The organism is Curtobacterium sp. 320 (assembly GCF_031455235.1).
Lineage (GTDB): Bacteria > Actinomycetota > Actinomycetes > Actinomycetales > Microbacteriaceae > Curtobacterium.
In genome coordinates this window covers 1-16121 of sequence record NZ_JAVDSI010000018.1, presented here as the reverse complement: position 1 = coordinate 16121, position 16121 = coordinate 1, and the positions used below count along the sequence as shown (strand labels likewise).

Annotated in this window: 18 protein-coding genes, 1 tRNA gene and 1 pseudogene; 8 read left to right on the top strand and 12 right to left on the bottom strand. The window is 73.6% G+C overall.

Annotation, left to right across the window (positions count from 1 at the left end; translation table 11 throughout):
• The first annotated feature begins 30 nt into the window (after positions 1–30).
• A complete protein-coding gene (locus J2X60_RS17280) occupies positions 31–861 on the top strand; it encodes a helix-turn-helix transcriptional regulator (protein WP_175473757.1) in 831 nt (276 codons plus the stop codon).
• Here the strand turns inward: J2X60_RS17280 and J2X60_RS17275 are convergent.
• From J2X60_RS17275 to J2X60_RS17260, 4 genes are all read right to left on the bottom strand, one after another.
• Positions 854–2131, bottom strand: coding sequence for an FAD-dependent oxidoreductase (locus J2X60_RS17275; protein ID WP_309889258.1), 1278 nt, complete (start codon positions 2129–2131; stop codon positions 854–856). The genes J2X60_RS17280 and J2X60_RS17275 overlap by 8 nt on opposite strands.
• 11 nt (positions 2132–2142) lie before the next feature.
• The gene (locus tag J2X60_RS17270; RefSeq protein WP_309889256.1) at positions 2143–2916 is read right to left on the bottom strand and encodes an SDR family NAD(P)-dependent oxidoreductase; all 774 of its coding nucleotides are present in this window, start codon (positions 2914–2916) and stop codon (positions 2143–2145) included.
• Positions 2913–3368, bottom strand: coding sequence for a MarR family winged helix-turn-helix transcriptional regulator (locus J2X60_RS17265; RefSeq protein WP_254790778.1), 456 nt, complete (start codon positions 3366–3368; stop codon positions 2913–2915). The genes J2X60_RS17270 and J2X60_RS17265 overlap by 4 nt, the downstream gene beginning before the upstream one ends.
• A gap of 153 nt (positions 3369–3521) precedes the next feature.
• Entirely contained in the window at positions 3522–4340 is an 819-nt protein-coding gene (locus J2X60_RS17260; protein ID WP_309889253.1) for an enoyl-CoA hydratase/isomerase family protein, read from the bottom strand.
• Between the two features lie 145 nt (positions 4341–4485).
• On the opposite strand from J2X60_RS17260, the gene J2X60_RS17255 reads away from it, so the two are divergent.
• Positions 4486–4866: an ester cyclase gene (locus J2X60_RS17255; protein ID WP_071303543.1), complete on the top strand. Its 381-nt coding sequence runs from the start codon at positions 4486–4488 to the stop codon at positions 4864–4866.
• Positions 4867–4876: 10 nt separating this feature from the next.
• Here J2X60_RS17255 and J2X60_RS17250 read toward each other — a convergent pair.
• Positions 4877–4948 (bottom strand) — tRNA-Gln (locus tag J2X60_RS17250).
• Between the two features lie 160 nt (positions 4949–5108).
• Here J2X60_RS17250 and J2X60_RS17245 point away from each other — a divergent pair.
• The 4 genes from J2X60_RS17245 to J2X60_RS17230 all read left to right on the top strand — a co-directional run bounded on the left by J2X60_RS17245 (position 5109) and on the right by J2X60_RS17230 (position 8445).
• A complete protein-coding gene (locus tag J2X60_RS17245) occupies positions 5109–6011 on the top strand; it encodes an NADP-dependent oxidoreductase (RefSeq protein ID WP_071295080.1) in 903 nt (300 codons plus the stop codon).
• A 60-nt stretch (positions 6012–6071) separates the two neighbouring features.
• Positions 6072–6566 (top strand): MarR family winged helix-turn-helix transcriptional regulator, encoded by a 495-nt coding sequence (locus tag J2X60_RS17240; protein ID WP_070416944.1) that lies wholly within the window; start codon positions 6072–6074, stop codon positions 6564–6566.
• A gap of 102 nt (positions 6567–6668) precedes the next feature.
• Positions 6669–7994 carry a D-alanyl-D-alanine carboxypeptidase/D-alanyl-D-alanine-endopeptidase gene (gene dacB, locus J2X60_RS17235; RefSeq protein WP_309889244.1) on the top strand — a complete coding sequence of 442 codons (1326 nt, stop codon included), beginning with the start codon at positions 6669–6671 and terminating at the stop codon, positions 7992–7994.
• 10 nt (positions 7995–8004) lie between these two features.
• A complete protein-coding gene (locus tag J2X60_RS17230; RefSeq protein ID WP_309889242.1) occupies positions 8005–8445 on the top strand; it encodes a VOC family protein in 441 nt (146 codons plus the stop codon).
• A gap of 6 nt (positions 8446–8451) precedes the next feature.
• Here the strand turns inward: J2X60_RS17230 and J2X60_RS17225 are convergent, their stop codons facing one another.
• The 7 genes and pseudogenes from J2X60_RS17225 to glp form a co-directional block, all read right to left on the bottom strand.
• Positions 8452–9798 (bottom strand): ABC-F family ATP-binding cassette domain-containing protein, encoded by a 1347-nt coding sequence (locus J2X60_RS17225; RefSeq protein WP_396127812.1) that lies wholly within the window; start codon positions 9796–9798, stop codon positions 8452–8454.
• A 56-nt stretch (positions 9799–9854) separates the two neighbouring features.
• Positions 9855–10323, bottom strand: a pseudogene (locus J2X60_RS19065) (ATP-binding cassette domain-containing protein); the annotation flags it as partial.
• 156 nt (positions 10324–10479) lie between these two features.
• Positions 10480–10878 (bottom strand): PLDc N-terminal domain-containing protein, encoded by a 399-nt coding sequence (locus J2X60_RS17220; RefSeq protein ID WP_070416948.1) that lies wholly within the window; start codon positions 10876–10878, stop codon positions 10480–10482.
• Between the two features lie 105 nt (positions 10879–10983).
• Positions 10984–11427 carry a molybdenum cofactor biosynthesis protein MoaE gene (locus tag J2X60_RS17215; protein ID WP_309889238.1) on the bottom strand — a complete coding sequence of 148 codons (444 nt, stop codon included), beginning with the start codon at positions 11425–11427 and terminating at the stop codon, positions 10984–10986.
• Positions 11424–11936, bottom strand: a complete 513-nt coding sequence (locus tag J2X60_RS17210; RefSeq protein ID WP_309889235.1) for a molybdopterin-binding protein — start codon at positions 11934–11936, stop codon at positions 11424–11426. The genes J2X60_RS17215 and J2X60_RS17210 overlap by 4 nt, the downstream gene beginning before the upstream one ends.
• The gene (gene moaC, locus J2X60_RS17205; protein ID WP_309889233.1) at positions 11933–12424 is read right to left on the bottom strand and encodes a cyclic pyranopterin monophosphate synthase MoaC; all 492 of its coding nucleotides are present in this window, start codon (positions 12422–12424) and stop codon (positions 11933–11935) included. Before moaC ends, J2X60_RS17210 begins: the two co-directional genes overlap by 4 nt.
• Positions 12421–13650, bottom strand: coding sequence for a gephyrin-like molybdotransferase Glp (glp, locus tag J2X60_RS17200; RefSeq protein ID WP_309889231.1), 1230 nt, complete (start codon positions 13648–13650; stop codon positions 12421–12423). Before glp ends, moaC begins: the two co-directional genes overlap by 4 nt.
• Before the next feature lie 119 nt (positions 13651–13769).
• Here glp and J2X60_RS17195 point away from each other — a divergent pair, with 119 nt between their 5' ends.
• On the top strand, positions 13770–14669 hold the full coding sequence (locus tag J2X60_RS17195) for an MTAP family purine nucleoside phosphorylase (protein ID WP_309889230.1): 900 nt from the start codon (positions 13770–13772) through the stop codon (positions 14667–14669).
• On the top strand, positions 14666–15736 hold the full coding sequence (locus J2X60_RS17190) for an NAD-dependent epimerase/dehydratase family protein (RefSeq protein ID WP_261645787.1): 1071 nt from the start codon (positions 14666–14668) through the stop codon (positions 15734–15736). The genes J2X60_RS17195 and J2X60_RS17190 overlap by 4 nt, the downstream gene beginning before the upstream one ends.
• Positions 15737–16121 lie beyond the last annotated feature (385 nt).

Sequence of the window (16121 nt, the reverse complement as noted above, 5' to 3'; positions counted from 1 at the left end):
GGACGCGCCGGCAGGGAGGGAGGACGGGTCGTGATCGCGACAGGGACACCGCTCGGCGACTACCTCCGAGCGCGTCGGGCGGCGACCCGCCCCGAGGACGTCGACGTACGGTCGCACACGCGCCGCCGGGTCCCGGGGCTCCGTCGCGACGAGGTCGCCGGGCTCGCGGGGATCAGCCAGGAGTACTACCTGCGGCTGGAGCAGGGTCGCGACCGCGCACCGTCCGAACAGGTCCTCCACGCGTTGGCCCGGGCACTGCGGCTCGACGATGCCGGCGTCCAGCACCTGCTGCGGCTCAGCACGGTGCAGCCGCTGGACGTGGCGGCGGCCGAGGCCGCGGTCTCGATCGAGGCGATGTCCGCCATCCTCGACTCCTGGCCGAACACACCCGCGTACATCATCAACTCCCGCCACGAGGTCGTGCTCTCGAACGCCCTCGCGCGGTGGGTGGTCCCGCTCGGGCTCGAGGTCGGCAGGAGCATCCCCGAGGTGGTCTTCACCTTCCCGGAGGTCCGAGCGCTGCCGACCTGGCCGGCGCTCGCCGACCGGACCGCACGCCGCATGCGGTTCTACGGGCACCCGTACGACCCCCGGCTCCACGAGACCGCGGCGAGGCTCGCCGAGGCGGACCCGGTGTTCCGCCGGCTCTGGGAGCGCCACGAGGTCGACCCGTACTACGACGGGGATGTCCGGCCCTCGGTCGACGGGTACGGACAGATCACGCTCCGCCACCAGACGTTCGTGGTCCCGAACACACCGGGGTACCTGCTCTGCGCGTACCACGCCGTGCCGGGGTCCGACAGCGCCGCCGCGCTCGCGGACCTCGCGGACCGCATCGCGGGCGCCGTCGCCCTCAGCTGAGCTCCGCCGATGTCCGCGACACGTCGAAGTTCTGGTCGAACAGGTCGTCGGGGTCCCACCGGGCCTTGAGGTCCCGCAGTCGCGCGAGCGTCGCCGGCGGGAACGCCTCGGCCACGGCGCTCGGTGCGTGATCGGTCTCGAAGCTCAGGTACATGCCGTCCATCCGAGGGTGCACGGACTCCCACGCGTCGTGGAACGCGTCGCCGCCCCGGACCGACACCGCGGTCACCGAGAAGTTCTGGTGCCGGTGCGCGTAGGCGGTCGCCGCCGGGTCGACGTCGTTGATCGCGCCGCCGACCGAGCGGATCTGGACCATGTCCACGCCGGCGCTGCGGAGCAACACCGCGATCCGGTCGGACAGGTCTTGGTCGAGGTGCACGGCCAGCCCGGTGTGGGTGGCAGCACGCTGCTGCCCGGTGTGCGGCGCACCGCTCGTCAGCGGTACCGCCGCGTACGGCGTCACGGCGGCCCGCTGCCCGGCCAGGCCCGGGATCCGCAGGAAGCGTTCGATCTCCGGGGCCGCCGCCTCCAGGTCGTCGCCGGCGTACACGATGGTCGCCTGCGCGAACGGCGTCGGCCCCGCCCCCAGGTAGAGGAAGGCTGACACCGGACGCGCCGCGGTCTCCACCGTCCGGCCCCAGGCTTGCAGGAACGCAGCGAGGTCGATCGGCTGGTACACCGCGGTGGTCTGCACGACGTCGGCGGTCTCCGAGGCCTCGAAGTCGAACGCCGTGACGATCCCGAAGTTCGCGCCGGCGCCACGGATCGCCCAGAACAGGTCTGGTTCCTCGTCGCCGGAGACGCGCCGTGCGGTCCCGTCCGCCGTGACGATCTCCGCGCCTCGCAGGCGGTCGATGGTGAGGCCGTGCGCACGGCCCATCAGGCCGATGCCACCGGTCGTGGCGAGGCCGCCGACCCCGACGTCACCGGAATCGCCGGAGCTGATCGCGAGGCCGTGCGGGGCGAGCGCCCACGCCACGGCGCCCCAGCGCGCGCCGGGCCCGACGCGGACCGACCGGCCGCCCCGGGGCTCGACGGACGCGAGGGCACGGAGGTCGATCACGTCGCCACCGGTGTTGGTGGCGATGCTGCTGATGCCGTGCCCGCCGCTGCGCACCGCGAACGGGCGCCCCGACGCGCGCACGATCGCGAGCGCCTCGGCGACCTCGGTCGTCGTGCGCGGGAGCAGGATCGATCCCGGTCGGCCGGTGCTCGAGTAGACGTGCTGCAGTGCGGCGTACCCGGTGTCGCTGGGTCGGACGATGTCCATGGTTCCTCGGTTCAGCGCACGGTGGACCCGGGACGCGGGCCCTCGGCTCGATCGGTGAAGTACTGCAGGGCGGTGCGGGCGAGCGGGCTGCTCCCGGCGACCAGGTGCGCGACGTGGTCGCCGACCTGGGTCGCGTCGATCCACCGCGGGTCGTCGATCCCGGCGGCCTGCCGGGCGCGGGTCCGGACCACCCCGAGCACGAGCTGCGCGACGCGTGGACCGCGTCCGCCGAGCTCGGCGTCCAGCGTCAGGGAGAGGGACTTCGTCGCCGCGGCGCTCAGCGCGACCCCGGCACTCCCGGGGAACGGGATGTCCGCGCTCATGCCGTTCAACTGCATGAGCACTCCGGTCCCGGTGATCCGCGGCAGGAACGCCCGGAAGACCCGGAAGACACTCGTCAGGTTGCCGTCCAGCAGGCGCTGCCACTCGTCGTCGTCGAGCGCCAGCGCCGGCTTCCGGCCCTGGTCGCCCCAGGATGCGAGCGACACGACCACGCCGTCGAACGCCCCGAACTCCTGCGCCATCGCGGTCACGTCGTCGTCCAGCCCGGGGTTCATCGCGTCGAGCACCCTCGTGTGCAGGGTGCCGGGGAGCCCGGCCGTCGCGAGCCGTGCCGCGACGGCATCGAGTCGCGCGCCGTCCCGTCCGGTCGCGATCACGGTCGCGCCCGCGGCGAGCACCGACCGGACCACGCCCTCCCCCACGCCGCCGCTGCCGCCGACCACGACGACCGTCCGTCCTGTCAGGTCCGCAGTGGGTGTCGTCCATGTGTCGATGGTGCTCATCGTCCGTGCTCCTCGTGTTCGTCTGCTTCCGGACGTCCGTCGTCCGGTCCGTCGCCGTCCAATCGGCGCATGTGCTCCTCGAGCGCGCGCAGTGCGCCGTCGAGCCCTGCCAGTGCTGCGTCGTCGAGCGCGTCGCCGAACCACGTCGCCGCAGCACGGAGGTGCGAACCGACGGCGGCCCGGTGGGCGGACCGCCCGGAGTCGGTGATCACGATCGACGATCCGCGCGCGTCCCGGAGGCCTCCGCGCCGTTCGACCAGTCCTCGTCGCTCGAGCCGGCGCAGCTGGTGGGCGAGGCGACTGGAGTCCCAGCCGATCGCCGCGGCGCACGTCGTCGGCCGGGCGTCGCCGCCCATGTCGACCAGGTGCGCGAGCACCGTGAACTCCGCCTCCGACAGGTCGGCTCCGTCGCGCAGGTCGGCGCCGACACGGCGGCGCAGCCGCTCCGTCACCACCTGGAGCCGTTGCCACGTGGCCAGTTGTCGCTCGCTCAGTCGCTGTTGCACAGCGGCTACAACTACCTGACGCGTCAGGTATTCCCGTCGCGACCGCAGATCGGACGGGAGGCGCGGGTCGGGCCCGCACCGCGCCTCCCGTCCGCCGTCTCACGCGTCGGCGACCCGACGTCGAGCGGCCGCTCCGATGAACTCACCGAGTTCGAGTTCCAGGGCGAGCAGCTGGTCGTCGTCGAGACGCGCAGCACCGGCCGCCGCCCGTGCGCGGTACGACGGGCTCGCCATGCGTTCCTCGAAGGTGCGGTAGGCGGACTCGAGGTCGGCCTTCGGCGGGAGGGTGGCACGGTTGACCATCGCCTTCGCGGTCGCGAGCGCGTCGCCGTCGAAGGAAGCGAGGCGCCCGATGACGCCGGCCACGTACTCGTCGAGCTGGTCGTCGTCGAGCGCACGCGTCACCCACCCCCAGCGCTCGGCGGTGTCTGCGTCGTAGTCCGCGCTGGTCAGGATGACCTCCAGCGCGCGGTCACGTCCGATCTGTCGGGGTAGTCGCTCCGTCCCGCCACCACCAGGGACGACCGCCGTGCCGACCTCGGGCTGTCCGAAGCGGGCGCGCTGCCGGCTCGCGTACCGCAGATCCAGTGCGAGCGCGAGCTCGTTGCCGCCGCCGCGCGTGCGCCCACGGATCACCGCGACCGTGATGTACCGGGCCTCCGACAGCGCGACGACGAGATCGAGCCAGGCCGCACCTCCGGGGAAGTCGTCGATCCGCGCGAGGTCGAAGTGGTTGAGGAAGAAGTCGTCGGTGCTGCTCTCGAAGACGAGCACCTTGAGGTCCGAGTCGCCCGCAAGCCCCGCGACGACGTCGGCCAGGCCGTGAACGGTCGCCCCCGTCATCAGGCCGACGGGTGGATCGGAGACGACCACGCGTCCGACCTCGGGTGACTCGCGGGTGAACTGTACAGCGGGCATCGGATCTCCGTTCGGTTGGTGCCAGCGACCGTACGGAGGCGACGGCCCGGGAGCGTGTCCCGGTCGGGGGCAGGCTGCCGGGCCGCGCGACCGGCGAAGATCTGGTCAGCGGAACGCAGAGGGCGCATCGCGGAGAGGAACACCCATGTCGACCGCCGAGAACACCGAGACCGTCGTGGGCTTCTACACGCAGTCGTTCAACGACGGCGAGCCCGAGGCCGCGGCATCGCGCGCCCTCGGCACGAGCTACGTGCAGCACAACCCCTCGGCCCCTGACGGTGCGGAGGCATTCATCGCCTACGTGCACTCCATGCGCACACGGTTCCCCGGACTCCACGTGGACGTCAAGCGGACCGTCGCCGAGGGCGACCTCGTCGTCACCCACAGTGCGTTCCACCTCGCACCGGGCGACCGCGGCATGGCCGTCGCGGACGTGTGGCGGCTCGAGGACGGACGCATCGTCGAGCACTGGGACGTGATGCAGCAGGTACCGGAGCAAGCGGCCAACGCGAACACGATGTTCTGATCGAGCCGAGCTCCGCCTCCAGGATTCGAACCCGGACCTAACGGCACCAAAGGCCGTCGTGCTGCCATTACACCAAGGCGGAACGCGCACGGAGGCGCCCGGCCATCCTCCCACGACCGACGAGTCCGACGGCGCACTCCTGGGCAGGGTGTCCGCGCCATGGACACGCTCGGCCTCCCGAGAACTGCCTACGGTGCAGGGACGGGGAAGCAGTCCTCGCCGGCCACAGGAACGGAAGCACCATGTCGAACGCGATCGTGATCTCAGCCTTCGGAGGTCCGGAGGTCCTGCAGTGGCGCTCAGTGCAGCCGCCGGTGGTCCGGCCGGGCGAGGTCCTCCTCCGTGTCCGGACGGCGGCGGTCGGCCCGACCGACCTGCACATCCGCGCCGGTAACCTCACGTCGGTCTTCCCGCAGCGCCCCGGCGACGTCCTGGGATTCGAGGCGGCCGGTGTCGTGGAGGAGGTCGGAGCCGGGGCCGATGCGCGCGTCGGGGACGAGGTCGCCGCGCTGTTGCCGGCCCAGGGCGGGTACGGCGAGCTCGTCGCCACCCCGGTCTGGTACCCGAAGCCCGCTTCGGTGCCGTGGGACGCCGCGGCCGCCTTGCCCGCCTCGGCCGACGCCGCCGTCGGCACGATGCGCGCCGTCGGGATCGAGCCCGGAGGGACGCTCGTCGTGCTCGGTGCCGCCGGCGCGGTCGGGAGCATGGTCGTGCAACTGGCGCGGACCCGGGGCATCCGGGTGATCGGCGTCGCGAGGGAACACGACGCCGCGCTCGTCCGCGACCTCGGCGGCGAGTTCGTCGCGTCCGGTCCCGGTGTCTTCGACCACGTCGACACGACGGTGGACGCGGTCATCGACGCGGCCGGTCGCGGCGGCCTGGCCGAGGCGGTGTCCGTGGTCGGTGACCCCGGCAGGGTCGTCACCCTCGTCGGGGGCCCGGAGGTCGCCTCGTCCGGAGCGCTCCTGTCCCACCCGAGCCCCGACCGTGCGCCGGACGCGCTGGCGGTCACGATGCCGTTGCTCGCGTCCGGAGCGCTCCGCCTCAAGCGACGCCTGACGCTGCCGGTCCGGGAAGCCCGCGAGGCGCACCGGCTCCTCGAGTCGGGCGAGACCCGGGACAAGATCGTGCTCGCGTTCGACTGATCCCCGGGCACGGGCCGCGGCGGCTGGCCGTGCAGCCCCTGCTTCCGCCAAGATGGTGGGATGCCGCAGGAGGACGAGGTCGACCGCATCGTCGCGGCGTGGGGTCGCGAGCGCGCCGACCTGGACTTCGGCCCGCTCGAGGTCCTGTCCCGCGTCGACCGGCTCGCCCGACACCTCGACCGTGCACGACGGGCGGCGTTCGACGCGAGCGACGTCGAGCCGTGGGAGTTCGACGTCCTGTCGGCACTGCGGCGGGCGGGTGAGCCGTACGAGCTGAGCCCGAAGACGCTCCTCCAGCAGACGCTGGTGTCGAGCGGCACGATGACGAACCGGGTGGACCGGCTGGCTGCCCGCGGGCTCGTCGCGCGTCGGACCGACCCGAAGGACGGCCGGGGCATCCTCGTGTCGTTGACCGCCGACGGGCGCGCAGCGGTCGACGCCGCGATCGCGGACCTGCTGGCCGCCGAGCGGGCCATCCTCGCCGGGGTGTCCGACACCGAGCAGGACCAGCTGTCGGGGTTGCTCCGACGACTCATCCTCGGGCTCGGCGACTGATCCGACCGCCGAGCGGCTTCATCCGTTCGGCCGATTCCACGGGCCGGGCTTCGGTCGTCGGGTCGATGTGCGACGACGCCGGCTCCGGCCACGATGATCGACGTGCCCCGACTCCGCGCCCTCATCCGTCGCCGCCGCTCCACCCTGCTCTTCGTGCTGGTGCTCCTGCTGCTGGCGGCGGGCATCACGGCCACGACCTCGGCCATCGGGGCGCAGCGCCAGGCGAAGGCGGCGGGCGAGCTCTGCACCGCGGACGACCTCGCCGCCCGCTGGCACCACGGTGCGCTGTTCCTCGACGCGCGATCGGCCCGGACGGGGAAGACGGTCCTGACGCACCGGGGTGACGAGCCGACGCAGACCGGCAGCACGATGAAGGTCGTCACGGCAGCCGCGGCGGTGTCCGCGCTGGGACCCGACCACCGGTTCACGACCCGGGTCGTCGCGGGCACCGATCCGGGCGCGGTCGTGCTGGTCGGCGGCGGTGACCCGACCCTGAGCCGGCTGCCGTCCGGTCAGGACAGCGTCTATCCGCACGCACCGCACCTCGACGACCTGGCGCGGCAGGTGCTCGAGGCTCGTGCAGGGCAGCCGGTGACCTCGGTGCAGGTCGACACCAGCCTGTTCGACGGGCCGGCGTGGCACCCGAGCTGGCCGGAGAGCGCCCGGACCAGCGGCAGCGTCTCGAACATCACGTCGCTCATGGTCGACGGAGACCGCGACGACCCGACCGAGTCGTACTCGCTGCGGAGCGCCGGGGCGGTCGCGCGCGCTGCGACGGCGTTCGCGGCACTCCTCGGGCCGGACGTCCGGGTGGACACGACCTCGGTGCCGGCGCCGTCCGGCGCGCAGGTGCTCGCGACCGTGCGGTCGGCGACGGTGTCGGAACTGGTCGGGATGCTGCTCACGGACTCCGACGACACCCTCGCCGAGGTGCTCGCCCGCCACGTCGCCATCGCCGAGGGCGCCGGCCGCTCCTTCGACGCCGTGCAGGCCGGGAGCACGAAGGCCCTGGTGCGCTACGGGGTGCCGACCGGAGGCCTGCGCCTCGTCGACGGCTCGGGCCTCAGCCCCGACAACCGGGTACCCGCCTCGGCACTCACCACGCTGATGCGCGCCGTCGCTTCGAAGCAGGACGGCCTCGGTCCGGTCGACGCCAGGCTCGCGGTCGCGGGACGGACGGGCACGCTCGGCGACCACGGCCGCTTCACCGGTGCCGCAGCGGACGCCCGCGGGCACGTCCGCGGCAAGACCGGGACGCTCGACGACATGTACGGCCTGACCGGGGTGACCGACGAGGTCGGCGGGGACCGCGTCGTGTTCACCGTCTTCGCCGAGGGCACGAGCGACTCCGGTGCCCGGAAGGAGATCGACGCCCTGGCAGCGGCGTTGTGGCGGTGCGGCGGACACGCTCCGGCGCTGCGGGGGTAGCCTCCGGCCCATGCACGCGATCACCCTGGCCGTCGCCGACGTCGCACGCTCGGCGGAGTTCTACCGCGCCCTGCTCGGGATCGACGGCAGCGGGGTGATCGGCGCCGAGTACCCCGCGACCGACACCGAGGCGGGCGGCACCACGGCGATGTTCACGCTCGACGACGGACTCATCGTCAGTGTGTACGGCCGCGACGACATGGCGAAGGACTCCGGGGTCGCCCTCGCGACCGCGCCGAGCAGTACGATCGGGCACTTCGTGGACAGCCAGGCCGACGCCGAGGTGTTCCTCGACCGCGCGCGTGCCGCCGGTGCGACGATGCTCGCGCCGCCGTACACGCGGCCGTGGGGCATGTGGTCCGGCTTCTTCCAGGACCCCGACGGGCACCTGTGGGAGGTCGTCGCGAATCCCGGCGGCGGGGCCCCCGAGGACGCGAAGCCAGCGGAGTAGACCCGCTCAGACCCCGAGCTGCTCCGCGACCTCGAGCCAGCGCTCCTCGAGCTGCTCCACCTCGGCCTCCAGACCGGCCAGGCGAGCCTGCAGCTCGCCGAGCCCGGCGTAGTCGGACTGGTCGTGCGTCGCGAACTGGTCGAGCAGCTGCTTCCGGTCGGCACCGATCTTCGCGATCTTGCGGTCGAGCGCCGACATCTCCTTCTCGGCCGTCCGACGCTCCGCGCCCGACAAGCCCGAGGCGGCCGCAGCCGACGCGCCGGGACCGGGCGTGGCGGTGGACCCGGCCACGGGACCGGCCGAGCCGGTCCCGCCAGCCGTGTCGGGCCTCCCGGCAGACGCGGCGGCAGCCGCGGACGCGGTCCCGCCACCGGTGCCGGCCGCACGGAGCCGCATGTACTCGTCGACGCCGCCCGGCAGGTGCCGCAGGTGCCCGCCGAGCACGGCGTACTGCTGGTCGGTCACGCGCTCGAGCAGGTACCGGTCGTGGCTCACGACGAGGAGGGTGCCGGGCCAGGTGTCGAGCAGGTCCTCCATGGCGGCGAGCATGTCGGTGTCGAGGTCGTTCGTGGGCTCGTCGAGGATCAGCACGTTCGGCTCGTCGAGCAGGATGAGCATGAGCTGCAGGCGGCGCTTCTGGCCACCGCTGAGGTCCTTCACCGGCGTGGAGAGCTGCGCCGAGGTGAAGCCGAGCCGCTCGAGCAGCTGGGACGGCGTCATCTCCTTGCCGTCGGCGACGTAGCTCGTCTTCTTGCGGGCGACGACCTCGCGGACGCGGTCATCGGCGAACTGCGCGAGGTCGGCGAGCTGCTGGTCGAGGACGGCGACCTGAACGGTCTTGCCGGTCTTCACGCGGCCGCTCGTGGGCTGCAGGCGTCCGGACACGAGGCTGAGGAGCGTCGACTTGCCGGCGCCGTTCGGGCCGAGGATGCCGGTGCGTTCCCCCGGCGCGATCCGCCACTCGATGCGGTCGAGGATCTCGGTGCCGTCGAACGAGACGCTGACGTCGAGCAGGTCGACGACGTCCTTGCCGAGGCGCGCGGTGGCGGTCTTCGCGAGGGCGACCGTGTCGCGGATCGGCGGCACGTCGTCGATGAGGGCGTTCGCCGCGTCGATGCGGAACTTCGGCTTGCTCGTGCGGGCCGGGGCGCCGCGGCGGAGCCACGCGAGCTCCTTGCGGGCCAGGTTCTGCCGGCGCTGCTCGCTCGCGGCGGCCTGCCGGTCACGCTCGACGCGCTGGAGGATGTACGCCGCGTAGCCGCCCTCGAAGGGGTCGACGACGCCGTCGTGGACCTCCCACGTGTCGGTCGACACCGCGTCGAGGAACCACCGGTCGTGCGTCACGACCACCATGCCGCCCTGGTTCGCGGACCACCGGCGGTTGATGTGCTCGGCGAGCCACTGGATGCCCTCGACGTCGAGGTGGTTCGTGGGCTCGTCGAGGAACAGGACGTCCCAGTCGCCGACGAGCAGGCGCGCGAGGGCGACACGGCGGCGCTGGCCACCGCTCAGCTCGTCCACCGACACGTCCCACGGGATGTCCGACACGAGGCCGCCGATGATGTCGCGGATCTTCGGGTCGCCGGCCCACTCGTGCTCGGCGAGGTCACCCACGACGACGGTGCCGACGGTCTCGCCCGCGGGCAGGATGTCGCGCTGGTCGAGGTACCCGACGGTCAGGCCGCGGCGGTGCGTGACGCGGCCGCCGTCCGGTTCGAGGCGCTGGGACAGCAGGGCGAGGAGGGTCGACTTGCCGTCGCCGTTCCGGCCGACGACGCCGATGCGGTCGCCCTCGTCGATGCCGAGGGTGACGTTGTCGAAGACGACCTTGGTGGGGAACTCGAGATGCAGGTTCTCGGCGCCGAGGAGATGAGCCACCCGTCAAGGGTAGGCGGCGTGGCCGGGTGGTCGGTGCGGGAGGCGGTCCGCAGCGTGCGAGGTTCCTCGCTCCGTGGGACGGGCTTCGGGTCGCACGTCGGGCGGGACCTCGCACCGAGCGTCCGTCAGGGAGCGGCGCGGGTCGGGAGGCGCGGGTCAGGTCCCGGTGGTCGGCTCGCCCTCGCCGGCGGCTTCCTTCGCCCGCTTGAGGCGCGCCTGCGCCTCCCAGTACTCGATCTCGCGCTCGAGCTCGGCGAGCTCCTGCTCCGTGCCGCTCACCCGCTTGTCGCCGTGGGCGTTGCGGGCATCGCCGAGCGTGGCGTACCGGTCTTCGTGGCGAGCCGGCTCGAGGTACCGGCCGTGGTTCCGCTCGCCCGGCGCCCAGTCGTGTCCGACGGCGAACCAGACGATGCTGCCGACGACGGGGACGAGGACCACGAGGAGCACCCAGGCGAACTTCGGGAGCCCACGGATCTGGTCGTCGGTCTTCGTCAGGATGTCGATCAGGGCGAAGACCAGCAGGACCACGCCGGCCCCGTACAACAGCACGCTCATGGTCTCGGATTCTATGGATCGGCTAGGAACCGGCGCTACGCCCCGAACGCGTGGCGCGGTTGCGATCCGGCAACGGTCCGCTGCGGGGATCCACAGGGTCGCCGGTCAGAGGGCGGCGACCCACTCGTCGGAGCCGTCGGTGAACCGCTGGTGCTTCCAGATCGGCACCCGCTCCTTCACGAGGTCGACGAGCGCACCGCAGGCAGCGAACGCCTCTGCCCGGTGCGGGGACGACACGGCTGCGGCGAGCGCCACGTCCCCGATGCCGAGCGCGCCCACGCGGTGCAGCACGGCGATGCGGACCTGGGGGTGGGCGTCGGCGATGGTCCGGGCCACCTCGGCGATGACCTCGCCGGCGCTCGGGTGCCGTTCGTACTCGAGCGCGGTCACGCCCTTGCCGCCGTCGTGGTCGCGGACGACCCCGGCGAAGGTGACGACGGCGCCGTCCTGGTCGGTGGCGACGACGGCCGAGACCTCGTCGACGGTGATCGAGCGGTCCACGACGTCCGCCACCACGACCCGGTCGCCGACCGTCGCAGCGTCCGTCACGAGGCGCTCCGCGGGGCGTGGCCCTCGCCCGAGACCTGGGCGAGGACGTGGTCGAGCAGGCCGTCGAGGACCGCGAGTCCGTCGGCGACACCGCCGCGGGACCCGGGGAGCGTGACGATCAGGGTGCCACTGCCGGCGATCCCCGCGATGCCACGACTGAGCAGCGCGGTCGGTCCTGCTCCGGCGAGTCCGCGGCGCCGGATCTCCTCGGTGATGCCCGGGAGCTCGAGGTCGATGAGCGGTGCGATCGCCTCGGGCGTGCGGTCGGTCGGGGTGACGCCGGTCCCGCCCGTGGTGATCACGACCCGGGCGTCCGACAGGAGCTCGGCGGAGACCGTCTCGGCGATCGGTCCGCCGTCGGGCACGATGACCGGCTCGGCCACGGTGAAGGCTCGCTCGCGGAGCCAGCCCGCGATGACGGGACCGGTCCGGTCGAGCGCGGGGTCGACGGACGCCTGGGTCGACACCACCACGACGGCCGCCCGGCCCGTGGTCGGCTGCGAGGTCATCGGTTGCTCCAGTCCCCCGAGCGTCCGCCGTGCTTCTCGAGCACCCGGACGTCCGTGATCGTGGCCGTGCGGTCGACGGCCTTCACCATGTCGTACACGGTCAGGGCCGCGATGCTCGCGCCGGTCAGCGCTTCCATCTCGACGCCGGTCCGTGAGGTCGTCCGCACGGACACCTCGACGAGGACGCGGTCGTCGTCGCCGGTGATGTCGACCTCGACCCCGGCGATCGGCAGCGGGTGGCAGAGCGGGATGAGGTCGGAGGTCTTCTTCACCGCCATGATCGCCGCGATGCGGGCGGTGCCGATCACCTCGCCCTTGGGCAGCGAGCCGTCGAGGATGCGGGCGACGACGTCGGGGCGGGTGACGAGGGTCGCGGTCGCGGTGGCGGACCGCGCGGTGACGTCCTTCTCGGAGACGTCGACCATGTGGGCGGTGCCGTCGGCGCGGACGTGCGAGAGTTCGTTGGCGGCGGGTGCTGGTTCGGTCAACGGAGACTCCAGACGGTCAGCGGGTCACCGGGCGCCACCGTGGCGGTGCCGATCGGGACGTGGACGAGGTGCGTGGCGGTGGCGTAGTGCGCGAGCAGGTGCGAGCTGGGACCCCCGACGAAGTGCACGCGGCCGTCCTCGACCCGGCCGCGCCGGACCTGGTGCTTGCCCTCCGGCGAGGTCGCGGTGTCCGCAGCGGGCAGCACCTCGGCGACGCGGTCGTCGGGGATCCCGGCGTCCGCCGCCAGGAGCGGGCGGAGGAAGACCTCGAACGAGACGAGCGCCGACACGGGGTTGCCGGGGAAGGACACCACGGGGACCGGACGCCCGGCGAGTTCGACGGTACCGAACGCCTGGGGGCCGCCGGGCTGCATCGCGACGGGGGTGACGGCGAGATCCCGCGGTTCGAGGGCCTGCCGCACGACCTCGTACGCCCCGGCGCTGATGCCCCCCGTGGTGAGCACGAGGTCGGCCCAGTCCCCCACCGCATCGTCGAGGGCCGCGACGAAGGTCGATTCGTCGTCCGGCACCCGCACCGACCGCGAGGCCACCCCGATCTCGGCGAGCGCCGCCCGCAGTGCGATCCCGTTGGCGTCGCCGATCGTGGCGTCACCGGCGCCCTGGAGTTCGGAGCCGGTGGACACGACGAGGACCCGGAGCTGCCGGACGACGTCGACCGTCGAGACCCCGGCCGCGGCGAGCGTCCCGAGCACCGCGGGTGTCACGGCAGCACCGGCAGGAGCCAGCTCGCCCCCGCTCGGCAGGTCGGTGCCCGTCGCCCGGACGAAGGTCCCGGGGGCGAGGTCGTCCGGCACCGTGACCTCGGCCAAGGCCAGCGCCGCGGGGAACGCCCCGGGGTCGGTGGCCTCGACCGGGAACACCGCGTCGGCGCCGAGCGGGATGCGCGCCCCCGTCATGATCGGCGCAGCGGTCCCGGGGTCCAGTGCCGGTGGCATCGTCCCCGCCGGGATCGGGGCGACCACCCGCAGCACGCGACCGGCGTCGGCGGCACGGACGGCGAAGCCGTCCATCTGGCTGTTGTCGAACGGCGGGAGCGGCACGGGTGCGACGACGGCACGTGCGAGCACGCGGTGCCCCCGTCCGCCGCCGGCACCGGTGGCGAGGTCGTCGATGTCCCGCGCCTCCGGGACCGCGGAGCGCCTGGCGGACAGGACCGGCGCGACCAGGGCCGCGATCTCGTCGCGGTGCTGACCGATCGTTCGCACGTGCGCCTCCGAACAGGTGAGAAGTGTGCCCGCTCCCGGTCCGGCCGGGGGTGGTCCCAGTAGCGTAACGAGCGCGCAGAACGCGCCGAGGACCATTCGGAGGACCTGTGGAGAACGACGTGACCACGACCGGGGCTGTGGACGAGACGCGCATCGGGGTGATCGGCGGTTCGGGCCTCTACGAGCTGTTCGAACCCGGCACCGCGGACGAGATCGACGTCGACACCCCGTTCGGCGCCACGTCGAGCCCGATCAGCATCGGCACGATGGCCGGCAAGCGCGTCGCGTTCCTCACTCGGCACGGCCGCGCGCACTCCGTCGCCCCGCACCGCATCAACCACCGCGCGAACCTGTGGGCGCTGCGGTCGCTCGGGGTCCGTGCCGTGGTGTCGTCGAGCGCCGTCGGCGGGCTGCACCCCGACTACGCCCCGGGGACCTTCGTCGTGACCGACCAGCTGATCGACCGCACGTGGGGCCGCGCGGACACGTTCTTCGAGGACGCCGTGCAGCACCTCTCCTTCGCGGACCCGTTCGACCCGGTGCTCCGACGCGTCGCGATCGGTGCGATCGAGCGCCTCGACGTGCCGTCCCGCCCGACGGGCACGTGCGTGGTGATCCAGGGGCCGCGGTTCTCGACGCGTGCGGAGTCCATCTGGATGCGCGAGGCCGGCGGCCACACGATCAACATGACGATGACGCCGGAGGTGCCCCTCGCGGCCGAGCTCGGCATCGGGACGGTGAACCTCTCGTTCGTGACCGACGCCGACGCCGGACTGGCCCCGTCCGAGGCCGAGGCGGAAGCGCAGGCAGCCGCCGGAACCAGCGAGGCCCCGGTCACGCACGGCATGGTGATGGAGCGTCTTGCCCGCGCGAACGAGGTGATCGTCCGCGCGATCGGCTCGATCGTGGCGGCGATCCCGGACGACTACACCCCGCGCGAGCTCGTCCCGGCCGAGGCGAGCGCGAGCGCCATGACGAGCGCACGGCCCGCAGCAGCGACCACGGGAGCCACCGCGTGACCCGCCTGCTCGTCACCGGCGGCGCCGGCTTCATCGGCTCCGCCATCGTCCGCCGCGCCCGGGCTGAGGGCCACGAGGTGCGCGTGCTCGACTCCCTCCGCGACGACGTGCACGGCGACCCCGCCGAGGTCGTCACCGCCCACCAGCAGCAGGGCATCGAGTTCGTGCACGGTGACGTCCGCGACCGGGTCGCCCTCGACGCAGCCCTCGACGGCGTGGACGTGGTGTGCCACCAAGCCGCCAAGGTCGGCCTCGGCGTCGACTTCCAGGACGCCCCGGACTACGTCTCGACGAACGACGCGGGCACGGCCCACGTCCTCGCCGGCATGGACCGCCACGGCATCGGCCGGCTCGTGGTCGCGAGCTCGATGGTCGTCTACGGCGAGGGGGCGTACACGACCGCCGCCGGCGAGCCCGTGCGCCCGCCCGCCCGTCGCCGCGCCGACCTCGACGCCGGTGAGTTCGACCCGATCGGGCCGGACGGCACGCCGCTCCTGCCCGGCCTGATCGACGAGTCCGCCGCGCTCGACCCCCGCAACGTGTACGCGCAGACGAAGGTCGCGCAGGAGCACCTCGCGTCGTCGTGGGCCCGTGCCACCGGAGGCCGCGCGATCGCCCTGCGGTACCACAACGTCTACGGGCCGGGCATGCCCGCGAACACGCCGTACGCCGGCGTCGCCTCGCTGTTCCGCTCGGCGCTCGCCCGCGGCGAGGCCCCTCGCGTCTTCGAGGACGGCCGCCAGCGTCGCGACTTCGTGCACGTCGACGACGTCGCCGGCGCGAACGCCGCGTCGATCGCCGCGACGGCGGAGCTCCCGGCGGAGACCTTCCGTGCGTACAACGTCGGCTCCGGCGTCGTGCACACCATCGGCGAGATGGCGGCCGCGATCGCCGGCCCCGAGGGGCCGCGACCGGTCGTCACGGGCGAGTACCGGCTCGGGGACGTCCGGCACGTGACGGCGTCGTCGGACCGGATCGCCGCCGAGCTCGGGTGGCGTGCCGAGGTCGACTTCGAGCGCGGCATGCGGGAGTTCGCGACGGCGCCGCTGCGCGCCGCGGTGCAGTAGGCCGCGGGCCACTCGCCGGCGCCGCCGCGAGCGGGCTGAATGTGTCGCCCGGGCTGAGCGGCCGAGCGGGCACGACTCGCCGCTCGCGTTCGGCGAGCGGGCGGAACCGGCCGCACAGCGGCCGCGAACGGGACGTTTCGTGCCCGCTCGGCGACCGGGCCGGCAGGCAGGCGGGCGGGCAGGCAGGCAGGCGGGCAGGCGGGCCAGCGGGCAGGAGCGCGACCGCCTGGAGGCGGGGGGGGGGGGGGGGGGCGCCCGCCCCCGCCCCCCCCCCCCCCCCCCCCCCCCCGCGGCCGCCGCCGCCCGCCCCCCCCCCCCCCCCCCGGGCCGCCCGCGGGGCGCAGCCCCGCCCCGCCCGGTGCCGCGGCCCCCACCCGCGCGCGCG

Coding starts and splice junctions, on each gene's coding strand:
- J2X60_RS17240 (WP_070416944.1), top strand. CDS start 6,072: ATGCCGCAGGAGGACGAGGTCGACCGCATCGTCGCGGCGTGGGGTCGC.
- J2X60_RS17255 (WP_071303543.1), top strand. CDS start 4,486: ATGTCGACCGCCGAGAACACCGAGACCGTCGTGGGCTTCTACACGCAG.
- J2X60_RS17245 (WP_071295080.1), top strand. CDS start 5,109: ATGTCGAACGCGATCGTGATCTCAGCCTTCGGAGGTCCGGAGGTCCTG.
- J2X60_RS17270 (WP_309889256.1), bottom strand. CDS start 2,916: ATGAGCACCATCGACACATGGACGACACCCACTGCGGACCTGACAGGA.
- J2X60_RS17225 (WP_396127812.1), bottom strand. CDS start 9,798: ATGGTGGTCGTGACGCACGACCGGTGGTTCCTCGACGCGGTGTCGACC.
- J2X60_RS17260 (WP_309889253.1), bottom strand. CDS start 4,340: ATGCCCGCTGTACAGTTCACCCGCGAGTCACCCGAGGTCGGACGCGTG.
- J2X60_RS17275 (WP_309889258.1), bottom strand. CDS start 2,131: ATGGACATCGTCCGACCCAGCGACACCGGGTACGCCGCACTGCAGCAC.
- J2X60_RS17210 (WP_309889235.1), bottom strand. CDS start 11,936: ATGACCTCGCAGCCGACCACGGGCCGGGCGGCCGTCGTGGTGGTGTCG.
- J2X60_RS17220 (WP_070416948.1), bottom strand. CDS start 10,878: ATGAGCGTGCTGTTGTACGGGGCCGGCGTGGTCCTGCTGGTCTTCGCC.
- J2X60_RS17230 (WP_309889242.1), top strand. CDS start 8,005: ATGCACGCGATCACCCTGGCCGTCGCCGACGTCGCACGCTCGGCGGAG.